The following is a 21,098-nucleotide window of genomic DNA, read 5'->3' as shown; positions in this document are numbered from 1 at the left end:
GCAGTGATCAGGCGATGAGTGCCGGCGTGCTCGCACGCACGACGACCTCGGCCGGAAGGCGCACGAGCGACTGCACACCCGTGCGGTGAAGAATCAGATCGACGGCGGTCGTGCCGCCCTGCTCGAGCGGGAGCCGGACCGTCGTGAGGCCCGGCGAGACGTCCCGCAGAGTTTCGATGTCGTCGAAGCCGGCGATCGCCACGTCGCGCCCGGGCTCCAGGCCGGCCTCGCGCAGCCGCGCCATCGCACCCATCGCCATCACGTCGTTGACGGCGAAGACCACGTCGGGCCGCTCCTCGCGCTCGAGCACCTGCCCCATCGCGTCGTAGCCGCCGTTGCGCGTGAACTCCGCGTGCACGATCTCGATCGAGTCATACGGATGCCCGGCCGCCGTGTACCCCAGAGTGAATCCCTCCGCGCGCTCGCGCGACGTCATCAGCCGCTCCGGCCCCGCGAGCACCACGGGGTGGCGGTAGCCGGCGGTGGCAAGCCGCACGGCGAGCGACCCGGCGCCCTCGGCGTTGTCGAAGGCGATCGTGTCGAACGGCAGCCCCGCCTGCGAGACGAGCACGACGTGCCCTCCCTCCGCCTCGAAGCCGCGCAGCTGCGCCTCGAGGCGGTCGGTCACCGCGGCGTCCGTCACCCGGCTGCCGACGAGCACGATCCCGCTCGGCCGCTGACCGCGCAGGGCGCCGACGAGCTGCACTTCGCGCTCGGGGTCACGGCTCGACACGCTCATCGTGGCGACCAGTCCCCCGGCATCCGTCGCCTTGATGATGCCACCTGCGATCTGCGCGAAATACGGGTCGGTGACGTCGGCGACGATGATGCCGACCGCGTTGGTGCGGCCGCGCGCGACGGCCTGCGCCTGCAGGTTCGGCGCGTAGTTCAGCAGCTCCGCGGCGGCGAGCACACGGGTGCGGTACTCGTCCTTGACCCTGCGCGCGCTGCCGTTCAGCGAGCGCGACGCGGTCGCGAGAGAGACACCGGCCTCGCGCGCCACGTCCTGCAGGGTCGCAGGCGGCCGCACCGCGGTCGGCAGCGATCGCTCATCGCGCGCCATCCTGCCTCCCTTGCGTCGTGAACCGGGCATCCAGCAGCTCGAACATGCCCTTCGCGCCGATCACGGCGAACAGTGCGAAGAGCCCGGCCAGCAGGCCGAGGACGAATTCGGATTCCAGATAGATCGTCGCACCTGCGAGCACAAGAAGCGCGACATTCGTCACGGTCGAGCGCGGCGCGGCGACCAGCGCGTACCCGGCGAGACGCAGCACGTCGCGCGTGCGGAACGCGTACCGGCTGATGATGAGCAGCACCGCGCTGAACCAGATCGTCGACAGAGCGGCGACGATGCCGACCACCCAGCGCAACGCGAGGCTCGCGCTCGGCGAGATCACGTCGGCGCCCGCCGCGATGAGGAGCACCCAGTACGGCACCCAGACGAGCAGCGTCTGCCGCCAGTTGAGCGCATAGCCGCGCCAGAACGACGTCACCGGTCCGCGGTCGCGGTCGGCGAGGTGCACCCGCGTCGCGTAGAGCAGCGCGGTCCAGGCGGGGCCGATGAGGATGCCGGCCAGCGCGATCGTCACGGCGCCGGGCGCCATGACGACCGCGAGGGCGAAGGGCAGGCAGACGACGAGGAAGCAGGCCGTCGGGCCCAGGACGCCGTAGACGGCCTGGGTCAGGCGGTGGAGCGGGCCGCTCCCGAACTCCCTCGTCGTCTGCGCGGTCATGATGACCTAGCTCTTCTTCTTCGACTTGTTGGCGTCGTCGTACGCCTTGTTGGCCGCGTCGACGTAGGCCTGCAGGCCCTTGCCCTTGAGCTCCGACACGTAGTCCGACCAGTCGGACGAGACCGACTTGCGACCGAGGATGAAGTCCATCGTCCACGTGTTGGTCGAGTCGGTGATCGCCGTCTGCTTGAGCGCGGCCTGCTGCGCCTCGATCGGCGTGTACGGGATCGACGGCGACGGCGGGATCGGCTTGAAGTTCGCGATCGACTTCTGCCAGGCGAGCTCCTCGGCGGGCATGGTCGACTCGACGATGGCCGTCGTGCCGCCGTACATGAAGTTGCCGCAGCTGTAGCCGTCGTCGATGCGGATGTCCTTCGTGGCGCTCGGGTCGCCGAAGCCGTACGCCGCGAGCTTCCAGCCGGGGGCGGTGTCGTACTTGCCGTCCTTGTAGGTGTAGGTCTCGCCCTCGACACCCCACTTCACGAGGATCTGCGCGGCATCGGAGTACCACTGCCAGTCGACGAACTGCAGGAACGCCTCGAAGTCGTCGCGCTTGGCCACCGACGACGAGAGCATGATGCCGTTCTCGAGGCGGCTGCCCGAGACGACCTTTCCCTTCGGGCCGCCGAGCAGCACGTTCTTGGAGATCTTCGCGCTGGTCAGGCCGTTCTTCGCAAGCGAGGTGCGGTCGAGCTGCAGCTGCTGTGCGTTGGTGCTGATGACGAAGGTCTTGCCCGTCGCGAACTTCGACGCGGCGGTGTCATCGGTCTGCGTGAAGGTCTCCGGGTCCATCAGGCCGGCCTTGACGAGTCCCGCGAAGTAGCTCACGAGCGCCTTGTAGTTGTCATCGGCCGGCGTGTAGAAGAACTTCTTCTTGCTCTGGTCGAACTGCAGACCGTTGTTCAGGCCCCAGCTCGACTTCGTGACGGCGCTGTAGCCGCCCATCGTGCCATAGACCTGCGCGGCCTGGTTGATCGCGTTCGCGCCGCCGTAGCGGTCCGAGTAGACGTAGCCGTCGGTGTGCGCCTTCTTGAGCTCGGTGAGCGTCTCCTTGAACTCGTCCCAGGTGGTCGGGTGCTTGATGCCGAGCTTGTCGAGTTCGTCGTCGCGGAACGAGAAGGTGTAGTCGGGGTTGAGCGACTGGTGCAGGCCGGGCAGCAGGTAGTACTTGCCGTCCGACTGCTTCAGCGTGTCGACGTCGGCCTGGAGGTTCCAGTCCGCCACCTTCTTGGTGAAGTTCGGCATGTACTTCACGTAGTCGCTGACTGCGAGCACCGCGCCGCCGCCGACGAACGGCGACTCCTGACCGGGGTAGGTCTTGGCGATGATGTCCGGAGCGTTGCCGGCATTGATCAGCACGGACTTCTTGGTGGTGAAGTCTGCGAAGGGGATGACGGTCGGCGTCAGAGTGACGTTGGTGCGCTTCTGGATCTCCGAGAACACGGTCCAGGTCGGCTTGTAGGGGTAGGCCGGGTTGTCCTGGAACAGCATCGACACCTTGAGCGGCTTCGTCGCCTTGAACTGCTTGCCTGCCGCATAGTCCTTCATGTAGCCGGTGGTCTTGCCGGCGATGGTCAGGCCGCCGGTCGTGGCCGCCTTGGTGCTCGCCTTCGAGCTGCAGCCGGCGAGGAAGCCGGTCGCGGCGCCCGCAAGGCCCATGACGAGGACGTCACGGCGAGATACTTTGATTGACATTTTCTGCGAAACCTCCGTTGGTGTTGCAGCTTCTTGGTTGTGTGGTGCGGGTAGAAGAAAATGACGAGCGGATGCCTGCGCCAGGCGTCCCCCAGAGGGCTCAGCCCTTGACCGAGCCGAGCATCACGCCCGAGACGAAGTAGCGCTGGACGAACGGGTAGACGCACAGGATCGGGATCACGGTGAGCACCATGGTCACGGCCTTGATGTTGGCGCTCACCTGGGTCAGGTTGCTGTCGGCCGAAGCTCCCGCGTCCTGCGCACCGGTCGCGCCGGCGATCAGGTTCCGCAGGTACACCGTCACGGGCATGAGGTCCGAGTGGTCCATGTAGAGGAACGCCGAGAACCACGAGTTCCAGTTGGCGACCGCGTAGAAGAGGATCATCGTCGCGATCACCGCCTTCGACAGCGGCAGCACGATGCGCAGCAGGGTTTCGTATGTGCTCAGGCCGTCGATCGATGCCGCCTCTTCGAGCTCACGCGGCATGTTCTCGAAGAACGACTTCATCACGAGCACGTTGAACACGCTGATCGCGTTCGGCAGGGCGATCGCCCAGATCGTGTTCGTCAGGTGCAGGTGGTTGATCAGCACGTACGTCGGGATCAGGCCGCCGCTGTAGAGCATGGTGACGAGGGCGAGGCCGATGAAGAAGCCGCGGCCCTTCAGGTCCTTGCGCGAGATCGCATAGGCGAAGATCGTCGACAGGAACATCGAGACGACGGTCGAGACGACCGTGTACACGACCGTGTTCCGGTAGTTGACCCAGAACGTCGGGTCGCTCGCGACGAGCTTGTACGTGTCGAAGTTCCAGCCGCGCGGCCAGATGGTCACCACGCCCTGGTCGATGAACTTCTCGCTCGACAGTGACTGGGCGACCACGTTGACGAACGGGTAGAGCGTGATCGCGACGGCGAGCAGCAGGATGACCACGTTGACGACCGCGAAGGCCTTCTCGCCGCGGGTGCGCGAGAGCGCGGTGCGGCGGCGCCTCGGTCGTGCCTTGCCGGCGAGTTCGGGGGCGGCGGCGATGGTGCTGGCCGCCTGGGCGTCGATCACCACAGGCTTGCTCCTACGATTCGCTTGGAGATGAGGTTGGCTGCGCCGATGAGCACCAGGCCGATGAGCGCCTCGAAGATGCCGATCGCTGCGGCGTAGCTGAAGCTGCCGGACTGGATGCCGACGCGGTACAGGTACGTCGAGATGACGTCAGAGGTCGAGTAGGTCGACGGGTTCTGCAGCAGCAGGATCTTCTCGAACCCGACGCTGAGGAACGAGCCGATGTTGAGGATCAGGAGGGTGACGATCGTGGGCGCGATGCCGGGAAGCGTCACGTGCCAGGTCTGCTGCCAGCGGTTGGCGCCATCGATGCGGGCCGCCTCGTAGAGGTTCTCGTCGATCTGCGTGAGCGCGGCGAGGTAGAGGATCGTTCCCCAGCCGACCGTCTGCCAGATCTCGCTGCCCACGTAGATCGCGGGGAACCACCCCGGCTCCTGGATGAAGGAGATCTTGTCGAGCCCGACGGTCGTAAGCAGATGGTTGATCGAGCCGGTCAGCGACGTCAGCTGCAGGATCATGCCGGCGACGATGACGATCGACAGGAAGTGCGGCAGATACGTCGTGGTCTGGACGAAGCGCTTGAATCCTGCGGAGCGCAACTCGTTCAGCAGCAGCGCGAGGATGATCGGCGCCGGGAACCCGATGACGAGCGCGAGTCCGCCGAGCATCACCGTGTTGCGGAAGACCAGCCAGAAGCTCGGGTCGGCAAGGAACAGCTCGAAGTTCTGGAACCCGGTCCACGACTCGCCGAAGATGCTGCCGCCCGGCACGTACTGGCGGAACGCGATCACGTTTCCGGCCATCGGCAGGTACCGGAAGATGATGAAGTAGGCCACCGGCAACACGAGCAGCGAATACAGCTGCCAGTTCTGGTGCCAGCGGCGACGTGAGCGCACCTTCTTCGAGCCCTGCCGCATTGCGGTGGCTCGGGGTGTCATCGTCGACATCCGCGTCCCTCTCGTTTGGCGACGCGGCGGCTGAGGTCTACCGCGTCGTAGATCGTTTTCGCTCGGTTCGAATTCGTGCGAAACGATTTCGAAGAGCGATCGAAAGCGAAGCTAACGGACGTACGCTTTCCGCGTCAAGTCGAACGGGTAAGCGTTTCCCGAAATCAGGTCTCGATAAGGTTACGAACCGAGCGGGACGGCGCTACGACGCTCGACCATCGTGGTCGCCAGCTCGATGTGCCGTGCGACGTGAGCGTCCGGGTCGACGGCGAGCTGCTGCACCAGCCGGATCGCCTCAGCAGCCATCTCGGCGAGCGGCTGATGCACGGTGGTCAGAGCGGGCGAGAGATAGCGCGAGAGCACCGTGTCGTCGAAGCCGATGACGGACAGCTCGCTGGGGATGCGGATGTCACGCTCGCGCGCCGCCTCGTAGAGACCCGCCGCCTGCTGATCGGAGCTGCAGATGATGGCGGTGGGTCGCTCGGGCAGATCGAGCAGCCTGCCGCCGGCATCGTGGCCCCCGCTCACCTGAAAGCGGCCTTCGACGACGAGCTCCGGCTGGAACTCGATGCCGCTGCGGCGCAGCGCGGAGGCATAGCCCTCGAGGCGATGCATCGCGGCCGGGGCCTTGTATGGGCCGACGATGAACCCGATGCGGGTGTGGCCGAGCTCGAGAATCCGCTCGGTCGCTGTGAACATGCCCGCCCAGTTGGTGGCGCCGATCGTGGCGAACCGATCCGAGACGTCGAAGCTCGGGTCGATCACGACCACCGGTGCGTTCAGCTCCTGCAGGGCGCGCAGATGGTGCTCGCCGAGGCTCGGCAGCGCGGCGATGACGCCGTCGGAATGCCGCGCGGCGACCGCGTCGAGCCAGGTGGGCAGATCGAATCCCGGGTTCACCGATGACGTCACGACGACGGCGGAGCCACGGTGCGCGGCCGCCGCCTCTGTGCCTCGCACGATCTCGAGCGCCCACGGTGAGTCGACCCCTTCGATCAGCAGATCGATGACTCCGGCGAGATCGTTCCCCGGCGCCCGACGCGGGGCATAACCCGTGTCCTGCAGAGCGCGCTGCACCCTGGCGCGCGTCGCGTCCGAGACATCCGCCCGGCCGTTGAGCACCTTCGAGACCGTCGGAACCGATACGCCGGCAGCCTTCGCGACGTCGGCCATGGTTCCACGCGTTCCCGCCATCGGGTGTCCTCTCGGGTCTGGTCGCCTTGCGCGAACGATTTCATCCGCCTAGGCTCGCTTGACGTTCAAGAGTATCGAAAAACTTTCGATTCTCGTAACGCCCACGGCACTAATCAATGAAGATTTCGAAGGATTCCCGTCCATGACCAGCACTCCCAGCTCGCTCTCGCTGCTCCACGACGTCGGCTCAGAGGTCGCGGTGCGTGCGGGGGCCGAGTTGTTCCGCTACGTGTACCGCCCGACCGAGGCGCAGTACGAGTCGCCCCGCCCCTACCTCCACCCGATCCGCACCCGCTCCGGCAAGCTCGTCACGGTGTTCCGCCCACACGACCACGTGTGGCACAAGGGCATCACGCTCTCCTTGCCGAATGTCGGCAAGCACAACTTCTGGGGCGGCGCGACCTACACCCGCGCGACCGGCTACGCGAACCTCGACAACAACGGCTCGATGGAGCACGTGGAACTGCTGGAGGCATCCGTCACCGACACCGCAGCCACCTTCGCGCACCGCCTCACCTGGGTGAGCGAGCCTGCGGCCGGTCAGGCCGCAGGCGACCCGGTCGTCGACGAGGTGCGCACCATCCGCGCCGTCGTGACCGACGCCGGTGCGGATCACTGGGTGCTGACCTGGTCGAGCACCATCACCAACGTCTCGAGCGCCCCGCTGCACATCGGCTCCCCCACCACCGAGGGCCGCGACAACGCGGGCTACGGCGGGCTGTTCTGGCGTGGGCCCCGTTCGTTCACGGGCGGCTACATGGTCGGCGCCGACGGCACAGAGGGCGAAGACCTGCGCGGCACCCAGAGCCTGTGGGCCGGCTTCAGCGGCAAGCACGACGACATCGACGCAGAGTCGACGGTCGTCTTCATCGACGGCACGTACGGCAGCGACCTGCCCACCAAGTGGTTCGCGCGCGCCGAGCCCTTCGCGTGCCTCAACCCCGCCCCGTTCTTCGACGAGGTGCGCACGCTCGAGCAGGGCGAGAGCCTGACTCTCGACTACGCCGTCGTGATCGCCGACGGTGCGAGCGACAAGGGCCGCATGGCTCAGCTGGCGGATGCCGGAGTGAAGGTGCTCGCAGATGCGGGCGTCCGCGTCCAGACCGAGGCGGTGGCCCGATGAGCGCCCCGATCCGCATCGGCATCGTCGGCACGGGCGGCATCGCCCGCGTCCACGCCGACAACATCGCGAAGCTCGGCGACCAGGCCGTCATCGTCGGCGCCGTCGACGTCGACCCCGAGCGCCTCGCCGGGTTCCAGGCAGAGTTCGGCGTCGAGGCCGGCTACGGCAGCCTCGAGGAGCTGCTCGCGCAGGGCAAACCCGACATCGTGCACCTCTGCACCCCGCCCGGGCTGCACAAGGAGCAGGCGCTCGTGGCCCTCGCGGCCGGCGTCGACGTGCTCTCCGAGAAGCCGCCGGCACTCTCGCTCGCCGAGATCGACGAGCTCGTCGCCGCTGAGCAGGCATCAGGGGCGCATTTCGCCACCGTCTCGCAGCACCGCTTCGGCGGCCGCGCGAAGTGGCTGCGCGAGCGCCTCGCCGACGGCAGGCTCGGCCGCCCGTTCGTCGCGGTCTGCAACACGCTGTGGTACCGCCCGGACTCGTACTTCGACGTGCCGTGGCGCGGCAACTGGGCGATCGAGGGCGGCGGCCCGACGATGGGTCACGGCATCCACCAGCTCGACACGCTGCTGTCGATCCTCGGCCCGTGGTCAGAGGTCGTCGCCGTCTCGGCTCGGCAGGCACGCCCGGTCGCGACCGAGGACCTCTCGACCGCGATCGTCACCTTCGAGAACGGCGCCGTCGCGACCGTGGTCAACAGCCTGCTGTCCCCGCGCGAGACGAGCTATCTGCGCTTCGACTTCGAGTTCGCGACCGTCGAGCTCGAGCACCTCTACGGCTACGGCGACGACAACTGGAAGATCACGCCGGCGCCCGGTCATGAGGAAGAGGTCGAGGCCCTGTGGGCAGAGGGGCCGCACGGCAACTCGGGCCATGCCGCGCAGTTCCGCGAGGTCATCGTGGCGCGCGAGCAGGGACTGCCGCTGCCCGTCGAGACGGCGTCGGCGCGCCGCACGCTCGAGCTGATCGCCGGCATCTACGCGTCGTCCTTCACCGGCGCGCGCGTGGCGACGGGCGACATCGACGCGGATTCCCCGTTCTACACGAGCATGGAGGGCAGCGGCGCCCCATGGCGCGAGGCCCTCGTCGCGGCCGAATGACGACAGGTCTGGCGGGAGAGCCCGGGAACGCTGGGGAGGCCTTGAACAGAGGCCTCCCCGGTGGCATCGCCGTGTCACGCCTGCGCGTGTACGACTGGCCGACCACCGACGGTCGCATGGGCGGGTCGCCGCACCTGCACACCGCGTCGACCGAGGGCTACGTCGTGCTCGTCGGCACGGGCGAGCTCGAGTCGCTCAGCTCGCGCGGGCTCGAGACGACGCCGCTGCACCCCGGTGCGGTCGTGTGGTTCACGCCCGGCACGGTGCACCGCCTCATCAACGGCAGCGGCGACCTCGACATCCTCACCCTGATGTCGAACGGCGGCCTCCCCGAGGCGGGCGACGCCGTGCTGACCTTCCCGGCCGAGGTGCTCGCCGACCGGGATCGCTACGCGGCAGCGGCTGCGCTGCCGCAGACCGATGACCAGGCCGAGCTCGAGCGTGCCGCCCGCGCCCGACGCGACCTCGCCCTCGAGGGCTGGGCCGAGTTGCGCGCCCACGCGGAGGCCGACCTCGTCGACGCGCTCGACGGGCTCTACTCGGCTGCCGCGGCGCTCGTCGCACCGCGCATCGACACGTGGCGCGAGATCTGGCAGGCAGGGCCGGCCGCGCAAAGCGCCGCGACGGGCCAGACGCTCGAGCTGCTCGCCGCTGCTCAGACCGCGAGCCTCTACGGCAGTGGCGTCGCACAGCTCGACCCGCTTCCCGGGCTCGAGCGCTGGGGCATGTGCGGCCGCCTCACCGTGTGGCCGAAGGTCTGAGGAACAGCGAGAGAACGCCCGGTTTGTCACCCTTTCGTGGGGGTGCCGGCCGGGCGTTTTCGATGCCACTATCTCGCCTCGAGGGGAAGGGAATCCGGAAGGCTCCCTGCACATGTCGAACACCAACGTGGCGGAACGCACTGATGCGGCATCCGCTGCCATCAATGTGGCCAACACTCAGCTGCTGCTGCGCGCCCTGGGCGAGTCCCAGGCCGGTCTGCTGCAGCTCCTTCTTGCGAAGGGCTTGATCAGCGCGACCGATCTGATCCGTTTCGGGCTGTCCTGAACGGGATGTCAGGCGACGCGCGCCCGCTTTGCGACACCCTGCACGAACGACGCCTGGCCTGCGTGCTGCCAGTCGTCGCCGATCACCGAGATCAGCCGCACGCCGAGCGTGACGGGCGGGTCCCACGACGTGTCGACGACGCGGTCGAGGTCCTCGCCGGTCAGCGTCGTGAGGTACGCGACGGTCGCGTCGTGCACGGCGTCGTGATAGCCGAGCAGCAGCTCGGGCGACGCCATGACCGACACGACCTCGCTCGTCGAGTGGCCGTACCCCGTCGAGTTGCGCGGCAGCGGCAGTGCGAAGCGGTCGGCCCATTCCGTGAGCCACAGTTCTTCGGTTCCCGCCACATCGGCCACCTGCGCGTCCTGCCCGCGGGTCAGATGCCAGACCAGCCACGCGATCGTGTTCGCCTCAGGGTCGATGCGGTAGCCGAGCAGCTCGGGGCTCGCCCCCTCGACCACCCGGTGCACGATCCCGCGGATGCGATCGAAAGCGTCGATCAACAGCTCGTGTTGCTCCATGCCCTCGAAATTACGCGCGCAGGATGCCTCAGGCCAGCGTCTTCGCGAAGAACTCGTTGACCTTCTCCCAGGAGTCCGTCGCGGCCGCCTCGTCATAGGTGTGCGCGTTCGTGTCGTTGAAGAACGCGTGGCCGGTGCCCGGGTAGACGGTCGCCTCGAAGTCGACGCCGGCGTCAGACATCCGCTTCTCCACCTCGGGCAGGCCCGTGATGAGCCGCTCGTCCTGCTCGCCGTAGAAGGCGCGAACCGGGCATGCGAACCCGTCGAACTCCGTCGTCTGCGGTGGGGCGCCGTAGAACGGGGCGGCGGCACGCACCCGGTCGTCGGCCGCGGCGAGCGCGAAGGTGTAGGTGCCGCCGAAGCAGAAGCCGGTCGCGGCGATGCGGCCGGCGACGCCGGGCTGCACGTCGAGCCAGTCGACGACCTGCTTGAGGGCGCTGACAGCCCACGACCCGTACTCCGGTTGCTGGGTCGGCGCCATCTTCTCGCGCATCAGCGGTTGCATGCGGGTGCGCTCTGCCTCGTCGTCGCTGTTGCGCAGGCGATACAGCTCGTTGCCGACCTCGGGGGTGATGCCCGCGTGGCTGAGGATGTCGGGGGCGACGACGAGGTAGCCCTGCCTCGCGAACCGGTCGGCGATGTCTTTGATGTGGTCGACGAGGCCCCAGATCTCCTCAATGACGATCAGACCGCCGCGCACCTCGCCCGTGGGGCGCGAGACGTAGCCGCTGAATCCGTCGAATTCGATGTAGTTGTCCATGTTCGAGACGCTACTGGCCTTGTATTTGCGGGAGCCGCGACCTGTTGGCGCGCGACGTCGAGACGGCTGTCAGCACGCTTACAGCACGAATACGCCCTGGGAACCATACGGACACGGCATCTGCCGGCGGCCTCTCATGGGCATCTGGGGGCTGGCGCTGTTGCCAAGTCCGCGGACGGATTCGGCGAGCACGGCGGTGTCCCGCGACCGGTGATCTCCTCTGATTCCGCGGAATACCGGGCGGCAACCACGGCAGGTCACGCATTCCAGCACAGCCGGCTACGGGGTGGACGCATAGGTCTCGGTGACAGAGCCACCGAGACAGGGGCATCTGGGGAAGCCCCCAGAGCGCTGGATCGGTGGCGCCCCACCTACCCCGGGATGCCCCCGGAGAATCCGACACCGATCATGACGACGACAAAGACCCCGACCTGCCAGAACTGCGGAAAGGCCCACCCCAACCTCGACATGGGCCTGCGCGGCCGGCTCGTCAACCTGCAAGAGGCCGCCTACGTCACCGGCTCAGCGCCGAAGACGATCCGCAACTACTCCGAGCTCAAAGACCCCACCGAGAAGGCGCGGCGGTGGCCGGTGCGCTCGACGAAGGTCGGCGGCCTGAAGTTCGTAGGCGACGACATCGCCTGCCACATCGCCAACGGCCTCAGCTGACGCGCTCACGAGACAAGGAAGACGATCATGGGACGACCGCCTCTGGCTCCCGGCTCGCTCGGGAAGATCGGACCGCCTGAGCTCAACACGAGCGGCACATGGACGGTGCGCGCCAGGTTCCGCTTCCCGGACACTCTCCAGACCGAGGGCGTCCGACACACAGCCGAGACCCCGGAGCTCGCCATCGCGGGGCTGCGCGAGTGGGCTGCGAATTACAGGGAAACCATCGGCACGCGGAAGCTCAACTCGAAGTCCACCCTCGCAGACCTCATGGAGGGCTGGACCAAGCACTGGCTGAAGGTCGAGGAGCGCACCCCTGGAACGATCAACACGAACCGGACGACGACCAGGAAGCTCCTCAAATGCTTCGGGGCCGGCCGGCTCCTGGAGGACATCGACCCGGACATCGTCGATGAGATCATCGAGAAGCTGCACCACGAGTTCCCGGCGCAGAGCCGGGCGGTGCACAACCTCATCGTCCGCGCTCTCACGTGGGGACAGTCACGCGGCGCCGTAGACCGCACTTGGCATTATCCGAAGGCAACGACCAAGCCCAGCTACAGGCCGCGTTGGGTGAAGGAGAACGACGGGCGGCCGATCACTTACTCGCCGCGGCAGATCCTCGACTTCCAGCGCGCGCTGCGCGAATACCGGACGCTCGTCACACCTGCCAACGGGAAAACGCCGTACTACCTGCCGCAGCACCGCACGCCCTACTACGCGATCCTCGCGGACATGGTGTGTCTGCAGTTCGCCGTCTGCCTGCGCGCGAGCGAGGCTCTGGCGCTGACCGCCGACTGCGTTCGGTGGGATGAGGAGATCGGATGTTATTTTGTCGACGTCCGCCACTCGCTGGTCCATAACGCCGGCAAGCCGTTCCTCGGCCCGACGAAGACGAAGTCCAGCCTGCGCGAACTACCGGCGCTCCCTGAGTTCAACGAAGTGATCTCCCGCCTCCTCCACGAGGCGCGGAAAACCGGCGAGAACACGGCGCTGCTGCGAACACCGAAGCGCCGTTTCGCCGACCACGGCACCATCTACCGGCAGTTGCGCATCTTCCGGGAGAACGCCGCAGAGCTCGGGCTCATCGACGGGATGGAGAACCTGAAACTGCACCAGGTCAGGAAGTCGTCGGCCACCTTCATCAGGAACGAGCATTCCCGCGACGTCGCCAGAATCTTCCTCGGGCAGCGCGAAGGATCGACCGTCACCGACGACTATGTCGGCAGCAAACAGGTCATCGACCAGGCACGCATCGCGGCCGTCGCGGCGATTGGTGCGCACATGGCGTTGGCACCCGAAGCATACGCAGACGACGAGCAGGACGACGACCCGAACTTCGACTGGGCTGCCTAGACATCGCGTCCACGCAGTAGGGCGACGGGCTCAGCTGGATGCCGTCACTTCGCCTCAGACGGCAACGGCCACGCAGGCTTCTCGAGCCGGTGCTCCGGATTCTTACAGCGCCAGACAAGCGTCGTTCCGTCGTCGAGGACGTGCAACCCCATCTCGAACAGCCCGCACTCGCACACCCGCTCCGGGTCGAGCGCCCCGTCCGCCCACCGGCGCTCCGCAAGTTCGTTGTCGCCGACGAGAATCGTTCCGATCTCCTCGGTGAGCCACGGGGTGACGTCTACCTCAGGTTCAGGGCCGGAGACCGGGATCACTTCGAGGTCGGTTGGAACCGTGAATTTCGAGAGCTGGTCGCCCGGCAACTGGATCTCGACGTTCCCGGACGTGTCGAGGACTCGCATCAAGCCGTCGTATAGCTGGATCGTGCGAACGTCCTCGGAGGCCAACCGGTAGACGGCACCATCTGCTCGGAGCTCGTAGGCGCTGTCGATGATCGCTGCTCGCATATACCGATGATCCCGCAGACCCCGGCATCCGTCTCAGTCGATGCGGGAGCTGATCAGCTGCCAGTCCCCCGCATCGAAGCTCGCCTCGAGCTCGCGTCGGGACTCCGGGTAGCTGGGCGCATCGACCACCAGCTCCTGCGTCTCACGCGAGCCGGCGCGGATCTCGAGCGTCCCCGTCTTCTGATCGACGCCCCAGATCCGCTCGGCCTCAAAACCGCCAGGCACACCGGCCAACAGCTCGGCTCGGACCGCGGCCTGATCGCTGCCGCTCGCCTCCGCCGAGTAGATCTTCCGGCTCCGGATGACTCCCACGATGCGCACGGTCTCCCAGCTTACGAAGCGGTCGCGTTCAGCTTCGGATCGGGGCTTGGAGTGTCGGGACGAGCATGCTTATTCTGTTCACCTGATCGAACACGATGACGAATGTCGAGGTGCATCTGTGCTGACCCAAGTCGAACTTGTCGGGGCGCCCGCCGAGTTGTGGCTCGATGAGCGGCGGCTGCCCGAGCGCATGGTCGCGGGCGGTCACCGCTGGATCGTCATCGACGAACCGAGTGTGCTCGACACTGTCGAGCCCTCCCCCGCACTCACGCATCGGCCGGCCGGCGTCGTGCCGCGGACGTTGCGGTTCACCGCACGGTCCTTCGACGAAGGTGAGGCACTCGTCTTCGACGTGGAGCGGGAGATCGGTGATCACTGGGTCGTCCGAGCCACCTACGTCTAGCGATGACCAGGGATCTGTCGATCGGCGCGGGCGATGACCTCTCGCGTGTACCTCAGCTTCAAATGCAGCCATTGAGCCTCTCGCAGCGCGAGATTGCGTCGACCGATGACGCTCTCCGGCCGCTCGACCCGCCAATACCGGTCAAGGTGTGGGTTCACGTACTGACACCGGACGGCATCCTGGCGGCGTTCGTCACGGCCGAGGCGACCGCCACCAGCTCGAAGGTAGTCCGCGTGCGCCGGACCGGCGGCTCGACATGGGAGACCCATGTTTGGGCACCCGCCGTGCGGCGCGTCGATCCCGTCGCACCATCGCAGAGGCGACCGTCGTCGGGGTCGACCGTCGCGAACGCCGCGCGGTAGCCTCACCGCATGTGCGCTTCTTACGGCCTCGGCGGAGGCGGTCACGAGGGCGACCCGCTCCCCTCCGACCCTGATCTTGCGCCCCTCGACGAGCGCGTCGAGCTGAGTTTCGACTTCGGCAAAGGCTGGGGCTCGAGGGTCCGCGGAAAGCACACGCTCACCGGGAGGAATGCACGGAACCTCAACCCCATGTTCCGACGCGACGACGTCTGCACGCTGCTCGACATGGCCTGGTTCAAGCTCTGGCCCGGCGGCAAGTTCGATACGAAGGCGAACACGTTCAACGCCCGAGCCGAGAACCTTGTCAGCAGATGGAGCGGCTCATTCAAGACATCGCGGGGTCTTGTGCCGGCAGACTGGTTCGACGAGAAAGGGAGCCAGTTCACGACCGCCGACGGTCAGCCGTTCATGATCGCGACTGTCTGGAACCAGGTCCATGAGGAGGACGGCAACCTCCTCACGACCTATGCCTTAGTGACGCGCCCCGCGGCCGGAGCCGTCGCCACCAAGCACGACCGTATGCCGCTGCTCCTACCTCCCGAGCTCTGGGAAACGTGGATCGACCCGCACGAGGTCGGGACCCGCCAGCTCGCCGAGGCAGCGGTCGCGGCATCGAACGACCTCTCAGGGGGCGTCCGGTTCCTGAACGAGCCAGACGCCGAGCCCGGGCTGCTCGATCTCGGCTGACGTTTCTCCTGCTGTATTGAGGTGGTCGGCGAGCCCGCCAGCGTGATTCGGTCTGTGATCTTCCGAGTGCGTGATCTCGAAGTTCTGTTCATTGATCAGGGGTGCTCTGCCGCGCTATCAGCTTGAGCGCGCGCGCGATGCGTCTTCGGCATGCCGGCCTCGTCCGGCCCGAATCCACACTGGGCGCATGACATCCACATGGACCCGAGGGCGCCGCATCGGCGCATCGGTCATCGCCGCGGCCTCGCTTGCCGCCATCGCAGTTGTCGTTCCCGTTCAGATGGGCTTCGCCTCCTCGAACTCTTCCCCGGCCCCTCACGGAGCCCCGTCCGGCGGCAAACCGACCATCGTGCTCGTACACGGCGCGTGGGCGGACGGGTCGAGCTTCGCTCCGGAAACCGCCGCCCTCCAGCGCGACGGCTACAAGGTTCTCGTTGCGCCGAATCCGCTGCGAGGGGTCGCGAGTGACGCAGCCGTCCTGAGCGCGTTCCTCGCGCAAAAGACGAGCGGTCCTGTCGTCCTGGTCGGGCACTCCTACGGCGGCGCCGTCATCAGCGCCGCGGCCACGGGCAACGCGAACGTGAAGGCGCTGGTCTACATCGACGCCTACGCACCCGATCAGGGCGAGAGCACGCAGGACTTGACGAACGCAAAGCCCGGCTCACTCCTGAACGTCGACCCGACTACGGTGTTCGACTTCGTCCTTCCGACGCCTGACGCAGGGCAGGGTGACTGGGACGCTTACATCAAGACCGACCACTTCAAGGCGGTCTTCGCAGCGAGCCTGCCGACAGCCACGACCGATGCCCTTGCGGCTGCCCAAAGCCCTGTCACCTTGGGCGCGCTCGCAACACCCTTCGCTGGGACGCCTGCGTGGAAGACCATTCCGAGCTACTTCTTCATCGGCACCGAAGACAAGCTTTTGCCGCCGGCCGAGCAACTGTTCATGGCGAACCGCGCCCACGGGAAAATCACGCAGGGTCGTGCACCGCACCTCGCGATGCTCGCCGACCCCACGCAGGTGACGGGCGTCATCCTCGACGCCGCCCGATCCTGCCAGCACGGAGGTCGGTAACGTGCCTACCATCGCCGCGGAAGACGGAACCCAGCTCTACTACAAGGACTGGGGTGATGGACCGGTCGTCACGTTCTCGCACGGCTGGCCGCTGAACGCGGACGCCTGGGACGGGCAGATGTTCTTCCTCGCCGAGCACGGCTACCGCGTGATCGCACACGACCGACGCGGGCACGGCCGCTCCGAGCAGGCGGCGACCGGCAACGACATGGACGGATACGCCGCAGACCTGCACGCGGTGATCGAAGCGCTCGACCTTCGTGACGCCAGCCTGATCGGCCACAGCACGGGCGGCGGAGAGGTGGCGCGCTACATCGGGAATTACGGCACCGAGCGGGTCGCTAAAGCCGTCCTCGTCTCCGCCGTTCCGCCGATCATGCTGCAGAGCGCGACCAACCCGGAAGGCCTTCCGATTGACGTGTTCGACGAGCTTCGTGCCGGTGTCGCCGGGGACCGATCACAGTTCTACCGTGATCTTGCCGTGCAGTTCTACGGTGCCAACCGCGACGGCAGCCACGTCTCGCAGGGCACGCTGGAGCAGTTCTGGCTATGGAGCATGCAGGCCGGGGCCCTGAACGCCTACGAGAGCATCCGCGCCTTCTCGGAGACCGACTTCACGGAGGATTTGCGTCGGTTCGATGTTCCGACGCTCGTCATGCACGGGGAGGACGACCAGATCGTCCCGGTGCACGATTCCGCACGCAAGTCCGCTCGGCTGATTCCCGGTGCGGAGGAGATCTACTACCCGGGAGCACCCCACGGGCTCACGGCAACACACGCAGAGCTCGTCAACGCGGCACTGCTGGCGTTCCTCCAGAGCTGAGAGAAGAGGGTACCTCAGGAACTGCAGCCAGCTCCAGGAACCGTCGGGTCGTTGGCCCGGCGGTTCCTGCGCGTCGAACGAGACCTATGTGCCGCCTGGCCGGCTTGGGCAGTGCCGCCAATGTCAGGCCTTCAGCGCGAGCTTCGATGGCGTCGGGGCGCGGGAGGATCGCGACGGAATGGGTCCACCTCATGATCGGCGAGATGAGCTCGCAGCTCGAGACTTCCAGGCGCGACGCCGGAGCCTCCCCCAGAGAGGCGAAGAGCGAGCCGGCGCGATTCCGCGTGCGCGTCATAGGCAGATGGATGAGGGTGCGGCCGCGAAGCTGCTCTGGCGTCACGACTGGCAGCTCGGCCTCTGTCGTCGCCGAGTTGTGTCCGCCTGGGCCGAGGACAACGACCAGCTCCTCGGCGCCGACGTATGTCACCTCCAGACCGTCCGCGTCTGCCGGGAGTTCAACGATCGCGAGGTCGAAGGCCGAAGAGGCAACGGCAGCTAGGGCTTCGGCGTCGGAGGATGCGGAACCGGCGCGTATCGCGACGCTGGGAAACGCTTCGTGAAATCGGCCGACAAGCTCCCCGAGGAGCGCCCGGCTCAGGTCGGTTGTCCCGATCACAGTCAACGTCCCGCGTGTCCCGCGCCTGACCAGCTGCACTGCGTCACGGATCGCTCCGGTCTCACGCAGTGCGCGGCGCGTCGGTTCGATCAGCGCCTCACCGGCCTCGGTCAGGTGGACCCCGCGGGAGGTGCGCACGAAGACCTTCACGCCGAGCTCCCGCTCCAGCATCGCGACCCGGCGCGTCAACGCCGGTTGGGAGAGGAAGAGCCGCTCGGCCGCGGCGGAGAAGCTGCCGTGCTCGTGGATCGCCACGATGGCCTCCAGCGCCCGCAAGTCCATGGTCTTCGCCTTCTATCGGCGGGTGCGAACGCCGATTTCGATGATGATGATAATCTAATTGAACATGTGGCGCCAGCACGGCCCACCGGATGATGCGGAGGCAGGAATGGGACGCTCCTCTCGTGCGGACGCGCAGCAGCATCGCGAGGACATCGTCGAGGCGGCGGCCGCGATCCTGAAGCGCCGCGGCCTCGATGGGGCGACCATCCCGCAGATGATGGCCGAGGTTGGGATGACGCATGGTGGCTTCTACCGCCACTTCAGCTCCAAGGACGAGCTCGCCGCGGCCGCCATCGACCATGCCTTCGCTGAGCAGCGGGCCGAGTTCGACGGCATCGCAGCGCGGCACGCCGGCGACCACGCCGGCGCCCTCGAGGAACTCGCAGCGATCTACCTGTCGGAACAGCACCGGCTTCGGCAGATAGACGACTGCCCGGTGGCTGCACTCGCCACCGATGTCGGGCGCAGCGCACCCGGGTCGGCCATGCGCGATCCGTTCACGCGCGGCCTCGATCAGATCCTCGAACAGATTGCGGCGCTGGGCAGCGACACCGCCGGCAGTGACGAGGATCGCCGCGTCGCTATCGGGATCTTCGCGACCCTGGTCGGCGCGATCAGCCTCGCGCGCGCGACCGACGACAGAGCGCTTGCCGCAGAGATCCTCGACGCGGCACACACCCATCTCGACCAACTCCGGTAGTCGTCGATACCGGTTCCGATGCCAGCCATGCATCCCGCGCATGTGGAACCCGCATGGCCCGCCGCGCCGCCTACGGTCTGAATTGAGATCACGCTCGTCATTCGCAGAACAGCAGGGACACCCGTGACGCAGACATCAGCGACCGCAGATGCGGGTCGGCGGACGCCCGCCGGCGCGACCAATGGCATCGGGCTCGTCCACTTCGGGGTGCCTCTCGGCGTTGCCGGCCTCGCTGGGGCTTGGACCGCAGCCCAGGGAGCACTGAACGCGAGCGCGTGGGTCCCGGACGGCCTGTGGACCATCGCCGGCCTGCTGTGGTTGATCTTCGGAGCGCTCTACATCGGGCGGAGGCTGCGCACGCCGGGCTGGTTCCGGGCAGATCTGCACCATCCGGTGCTCGGGCCGTTCGCCGCCTATCTGCCCCTCATCGCGGTGCTCCTGATGACCCACTTCGGGCAATACCTCGGACGCGCGGCCGAGCCGATCGTCTGGGTCCTTGTCGCATGCTCGATCGTCGTGGCCGCACAGCTCTTCGCCCACTGGCTGATCGGCGATGTCAAGATCGACTACCTGCACCCCGGCTACTTCCTTCCCGTCGTCGCCGCGGCATTCGTCAGCAGCATCGGCCTGTCCAGCGTCGGCGCACATGACGGAGCCATTGCCGCCTTCGGCGTCGGCCTGTTCTTCTGGCTCGTGATCGGAACGATCGTCACCGGCCGCCTCATCACCGGAGGTGCGCTCCCCGACCAGGTCAAGCCGACACTCGCCGTGCTCCTCGTCCCGCCAGCCGTCGGAGGCGACGCATGGATCATCCTCAGCGCGGGACAGGCGAATGCGGTCGGCTACGGCTTCCTCGGGCTCCTGATCACCTTGCTCCTCGTCCAGCTCGTCCTCATCCAGGCGTACCGGAAAGTTCCGGTCAGCATCTCCTTCTGGACCTTCATCTTCCCCATCGCAGCATCCGCGAACTTCGTCATCCGCTGGACAGCCGCCGCCCCGTTCCCGGGGGCGACCGCGATCGCTTGGGCGGCGCTCGGACTTGCCACGCTCGCCGTCGCCACGGTGGCGGCAGTCACCCTGGTACCTCGCCGCTGACCGACCTTCCCCAACCGACGAAACGAGCCGCCATGACATTCAGCCAGCCGTTCCTCGACAGGAACCGTCTCTTCAGCGCCACGAGAGCCCACCACGGGAAGAAGATCTACCCCGCCGGCGAGCTGTGCGTCATCACCTGCCTGGACCCGCGAACCGACCCGGCCGAATTCCTTCAAGCCGAACTGGGCGAGATTGCGGTGATCCGCAATGCTGGCGGCCGGGTCACCCGGGAGGTCCTCAACGACCTCACGCTTATCACCTTCCTCGCGGAGAAAAAGCTTCGGCCCGAAAGCGAAGCGCTCTTCGAGGTCGCGATCGTCCATCACAACGACTGCGGCACGAAAGCCCTGGCCGATGAGCAGTTCCGCCATGCCTTTGCCGAACACACCCACCTCAGCGAAGCGGCCCTTGTCGCAGAGGCTGTCGTCGACCCCGCCCTGACAGTCGCCACCGACGTTGACCTCGCGCTGCACCACAACGCGCTGTCCCGAAAGATCTCCGTGTCCGGACATGTCTACGACGTCGAAACTGGACTGCTGACGACGGTCATCCCAACCTCTCCGATGCCCGCAATCGCGGCGCCCGAAATGGCTCCTGAGGAGGGCGCACGCTGATGCTCCGATGGGCGCCGTACCTCAACTTCCGCGGGAATGCGCGGAAGGCGATGGAGCACTACCAGTCGATCTTCGGCGGCGAACTGATTCTCAACACCGCCGACGACCTCGGCATCGAACTGCCCGCACAGCGCCGAAACCAAGTCATGCACGCCCAGCTGACGACGTCCGCCGGGATCGTGCTCCTCGCCAGTGACATTCACGCAGAGGACACGGATCAGCAGAGCAGTGGAAATCTGCACTCGATCATGGTCTACGGGGACGAAGCCGAGACCACACAGGTCTGGGAACGACTCACTGAGAATGGCACCATCACCGTGCCGCTCGCGCGTTCAGCATGGGGCGACTTCTTCGGAGCGACCGTCGACGAGTACGGCGTGACGTGGCTCGTCAACAGCCGATGACGAGCGCCCAA

26 protein-coding genes are annotated in these 21,098 nt (G+C 66.9%); 15 read left to right on the top strand and 11 right to left on the bottom strand.

All coding sequences use genetic code 11. The features are described from left to right. Positions 1–7 precede the first annotated feature (7 nt). The 6 genes from D7I44_RS11350 to D7I44_RS11325 form a co-directional block, all read right to left on the bottom strand. A complete protein-coding gene (locus D7I44_RS11350) occupies positions 8–1,063 on the bottom strand; it encodes a LacI family DNA-binding transcriptional regulator (RefSeq protein WP_120789595.1) in 1,056 nt (351 codons plus the stop codon). Continuing rightward, positions 1,050–1,733 (bottom strand): DUF624 domain-containing protein, encoded by a 684-nt coding sequence (locus D7I44_RS11345; protein ID WP_120789594.1) that lies wholly within the window; start codon positions 1,731–1,733, stop codon positions 1,050–1,052. Before D7I44_RS11345 ends, D7I44_RS11350 begins: the two co-directional genes overlap by 14 nt. A gap of 6 nt (positions 1,734–1,739) precedes the next feature. Further along, a complete protein-coding gene (locus D7I44_RS11340) occupies positions 1,740–3,428 on the bottom strand; it encodes a type 2 periplasmic-binding domain-containing protein (protein ID WP_120789593.1) in 1,689 nt (562 codons plus the stop codon). A gap of 100 nt (positions 3,429–3,528) precedes the next feature. Next, positions 3,529–4,488: a carbohydrate ABC transporter permease gene (locus D7I44_RS11335; RefSeq protein ID WP_425459311.1), complete on the bottom strand. Its 960-nt coding sequence runs from the start codon at positions 4,486–4,488 to the stop codon at positions 3,529–3,531. Further along, positions 4,482–5,402 (bottom strand): ABC transporter permease, encoded by a 921-nt coding sequence (locus tag D7I44_RS11330; protein WP_245980283.1) that lies wholly within the window; start codon positions 5,400–5,402, stop codon positions 4,482–4,484. The genes D7I44_RS11335 and D7I44_RS11330 overlap by 7 nt, the downstream gene beginning before the upstream one ends. A 210-nt stretch (positions 5,403–5,612) precedes the next feature. Continuing rightward, complete coding sequence (locus D7I44_RS11325; protein ID WP_162940230.1) at positions 5,613–6,605, bottom strand: LacI family DNA-binding transcriptional regulator; 993 nt, start codon at positions 6,603–6,605, stop codon at positions 5,613–5,615. 163 nt (positions 6,606–6,768) lie between these two features. On the opposite strand from D7I44_RS11325, the gene D7I44_RS11320 reads away from it, so the two are divergent. The 4 genes from D7I44_RS11320 to D7I44_RS18210 all read left to right on the top strand — a co-directional run bounded on the left by D7I44_RS11320 (position 6,769) and on the right by D7I44_RS18210 (position 9,896). Next, entirely contained in the window at positions 6,769–7,749 is a 981-nt protein-coding gene (locus D7I44_RS11320; RefSeq protein ID WP_120789590.1) for a DUF6807 domain-containing protein, read from the top strand. Beyond that, positions 7,746–8,849: a Gfo/Idh/MocA family protein gene (locus D7I44_RS11315; RefSeq protein ID WP_120789589.1), complete on the top strand. Its 1,104-nt coding sequence runs from the start codon at positions 7,746–7,748 to the stop codon at positions 8,847–8,849. The genes D7I44_RS11320 and D7I44_RS11315 overlap by 4 nt, the downstream gene beginning before the upstream one ends. A gap of 71 nt (positions 8,850–8,920) precedes the next feature. Beyond that, the gene (locus tag D7I44_RS11310) at positions 8,921–9,610 is read left to right on the top strand and encodes a cupin domain-containing protein (RefSeq protein WP_245979547.1); all 690 of its coding nucleotides are present in this window, start codon (positions 8,921–8,923) and stop codon (positions 9,608–9,610) included. A 112-nt stretch (positions 9,611–9,722) separates the two neighbouring features. Further along, positions 9,723–9,896 carry a hypothetical protein gene (locus D7I44_RS18210; RefSeq protein WP_162940229.1) on the top strand — a complete coding sequence of 58 codons (174 nt, stop codon included), beginning with the start codon at positions 9,723–9,725 and terminating at the stop codon, positions 9,894–9,896. A gap of 8 nt (positions 9,897–9,904) precedes the next feature. Here D7I44_RS18210 and D7I44_RS11305 read toward each other — a convergent pair whose 3' ends face one another. Continuing rightward, a complete protein-coding gene (locus tag D7I44_RS11305) occupies positions 9,905–10,417 on the bottom strand; it encodes a mycothiol transferase (RefSeq protein WP_120789587.1) in 513 nt (170 codons plus the stop codon). A 28-nt stretch (positions 10,418–10,445) separates the two neighbouring features. Continuing rightward, positions 10,446–11,177: a dienelactone hydrolase family protein gene (locus D7I44_RS11300; RefSeq protein WP_120789586.1), complete on the bottom strand. Its 732-nt coding sequence runs from the start codon at positions 11,175–11,177 to the stop codon at positions 10,446–10,448. 408 nt (positions 11,178–11,585) lie between these two features. Here D7I44_RS11300 and D7I44_RS11295 point away from each other — a divergent pair, with 408 nt between their 5' ends. After that, positions 11,586–11,846 carry a hypothetical protein gene (locus tag D7I44_RS11295; RefSeq protein ID WP_162940228.1) on the top strand — a complete coding sequence of 87 codons (261 nt, stop codon included), beginning with the start codon at positions 11,586–11,588 and terminating at the stop codon, positions 11,844–11,846. Between the two features lie 105 nt (positions 11,847–11,951). Next, positions 11,952–13,202 carry a site-specific integrase gene (locus tag D7I44_RS11290; RefSeq protein ID WP_162940227.1) on the top strand — a complete coding sequence of 417 codons (1,251 nt, stop codon included), beginning with the start codon at positions 11,952–11,954 and terminating at the stop codon, positions 13,200–13,202. A gap of 44 nt (positions 13,203–13,246) precedes the next feature. On the opposite strand, the gene D7I44_RS11285 is transcribed toward D7I44_RS11290, so the two are convergent. Further along, positions 13,247–13,705: a hypothetical protein gene (locus D7I44_RS11285; protein ID WP_120789583.1), complete on the bottom strand. Its 459-nt coding sequence runs from the start codon at positions 13,703–13,705 to the stop codon at positions 13,247–13,249. Positions 13,706–13,738: 33 nt separating this feature from the next. Beyond that, a complete protein-coding gene (locus D7I44_RS11280) occupies positions 13,739–14,017 on the bottom strand; it encodes a hypothetical protein (RefSeq protein WP_162940226.1) in 279 nt (92 codons plus the stop codon). A 127-nt stretch (positions 14,018–14,144) separates the two neighbouring features. Here D7I44_RS11280 and D7I44_RS11275 point away from each other — a divergent pair, with 127 nt between their 5' ends. From D7I44_RS11275 to D7I44_RS11255, 5 genes are all read left to right on the top strand, one after another. Further along, the gene (locus D7I44_RS11275; RefSeq protein WP_120789581.1) at positions 14,145–14,429 is read left to right on the top strand and encodes a hypothetical protein; all 285 of its coding nucleotides are present in this window, start codon (positions 14,145–14,147) and stop codon (positions 14,427–14,429) included. 2 nt (positions 14,430–14,431) lie between these two features. Next, complete coding sequence (locus D7I44_RS11270) at positions 14,432–14,791, top strand: hypothetical protein (RefSeq protein ID WP_120789580.1); 360 nt, start codon at positions 14,432–14,434, stop codon at positions 14,789–14,791. A gap of 9 nt (positions 14,792–14,800) precedes the next feature. Next, on the top strand, positions 14,801–15,478 hold the full coding sequence (locus D7I44_RS11265; protein WP_120789579.1) for an SOS response-associated peptidase family protein: 678 nt from the start codon (positions 14,801–14,803) through the stop codon (positions 15,476–15,478). Positions 15,479–15,665: 187 nt separating this feature from the next. Further along, on the top strand, positions 15,666–16,553 hold the full coding sequence (locus tag D7I44_RS11260; protein ID WP_245979545.1) for an alpha/beta fold hydrolase: 888 nt from the start codon (positions 15,666–15,668) through the stop codon (positions 16,551–16,553). 1 nt (position 16,554) lies between these two features. Then, entirely contained in the window at positions 16,555–17,376 is an 822-nt protein-coding gene (locus D7I44_RS11255; RefSeq protein ID WP_120789578.1) for an alpha/beta fold hydrolase, read from the top strand. Here the strand turns inward: D7I44_RS11255 and D7I44_RS11250 are convergent. Continuing rightward, complete coding sequence (locus D7I44_RS11250) at positions 17,342–18,274, bottom strand: LysR family transcriptional regulator (protein ID WP_120789577.1); 933 nt, start codon at positions 18,272–18,274, stop codon at positions 17,342–17,344. The genes D7I44_RS11255 and D7I44_RS11250 overlap by 35 nt on opposite strands. 64 nt (positions 18,275–18,338) lie before the next feature. Here D7I44_RS11250 and D7I44_RS11245 point away from each other — a divergent pair, with 64 nt between their 5' ends. The 4 genes from D7I44_RS11245 (at position 18,339) to D7I44_RS11230 (ending at position 21,087) form a co-directional block, all read left to right on the top strand. Continuing rightward, entirely contained in the window at positions 18,339–18,974 is a 636-nt protein-coding gene (locus tag D7I44_RS11245; RefSeq protein WP_120789576.1) for a TetR/AcrR family transcriptional regulator, read from the top strand. Positions 18,975–19,097: 123 nt separating this feature from the next. Then, positions 19,098–20,069 (top strand): TDT family transporter, encoded by a 972-nt coding sequence (locus D7I44_RS11240; protein ID WP_120789575.1) that lies wholly within the window; start codon positions 19,098–19,100, stop codon positions 20,067–20,069. A 32-nt stretch (positions 20,070–20,101) separates the two neighbouring features. Next, positions 20,102–20,683: a carbonic anhydrase gene (locus D7I44_RS11235; protein ID WP_120789574.1), complete on the top strand. Its 582-nt coding sequence runs from the start codon at positions 20,102–20,104 to the stop codon at positions 20,681–20,683. Beyond that, positions 20,683–21,087, top strand: a complete 405-nt coding sequence (locus D7I44_RS11230; RefSeq protein WP_120789573.1) for a VOC family protein — start codon at positions 20,683–20,685, stop codon at positions 21,085–21,087. Before D7I44_RS11235 ends, D7I44_RS11230 begins: the two co-directional genes overlap by 1 nt. Positions 21,088–21,098: the final 11 nt, after the last annotated feature.

It is taken from the genome of Gryllotalpicola protaetiae (genome assembly GCF_003627055.1).
Taxonomy (GTDB): domain Bacteria; phylum Actinomycetota; class Actinomycetes; order Actinomycetales; family Microbacteriaceae; genus Gryllotalpicola; species Gryllotalpicola protaetiae.
Note: the sequence above shows the minus strand (reverse complement) of the source record. Positions and strands in the feature narration are given on the sequence as shown.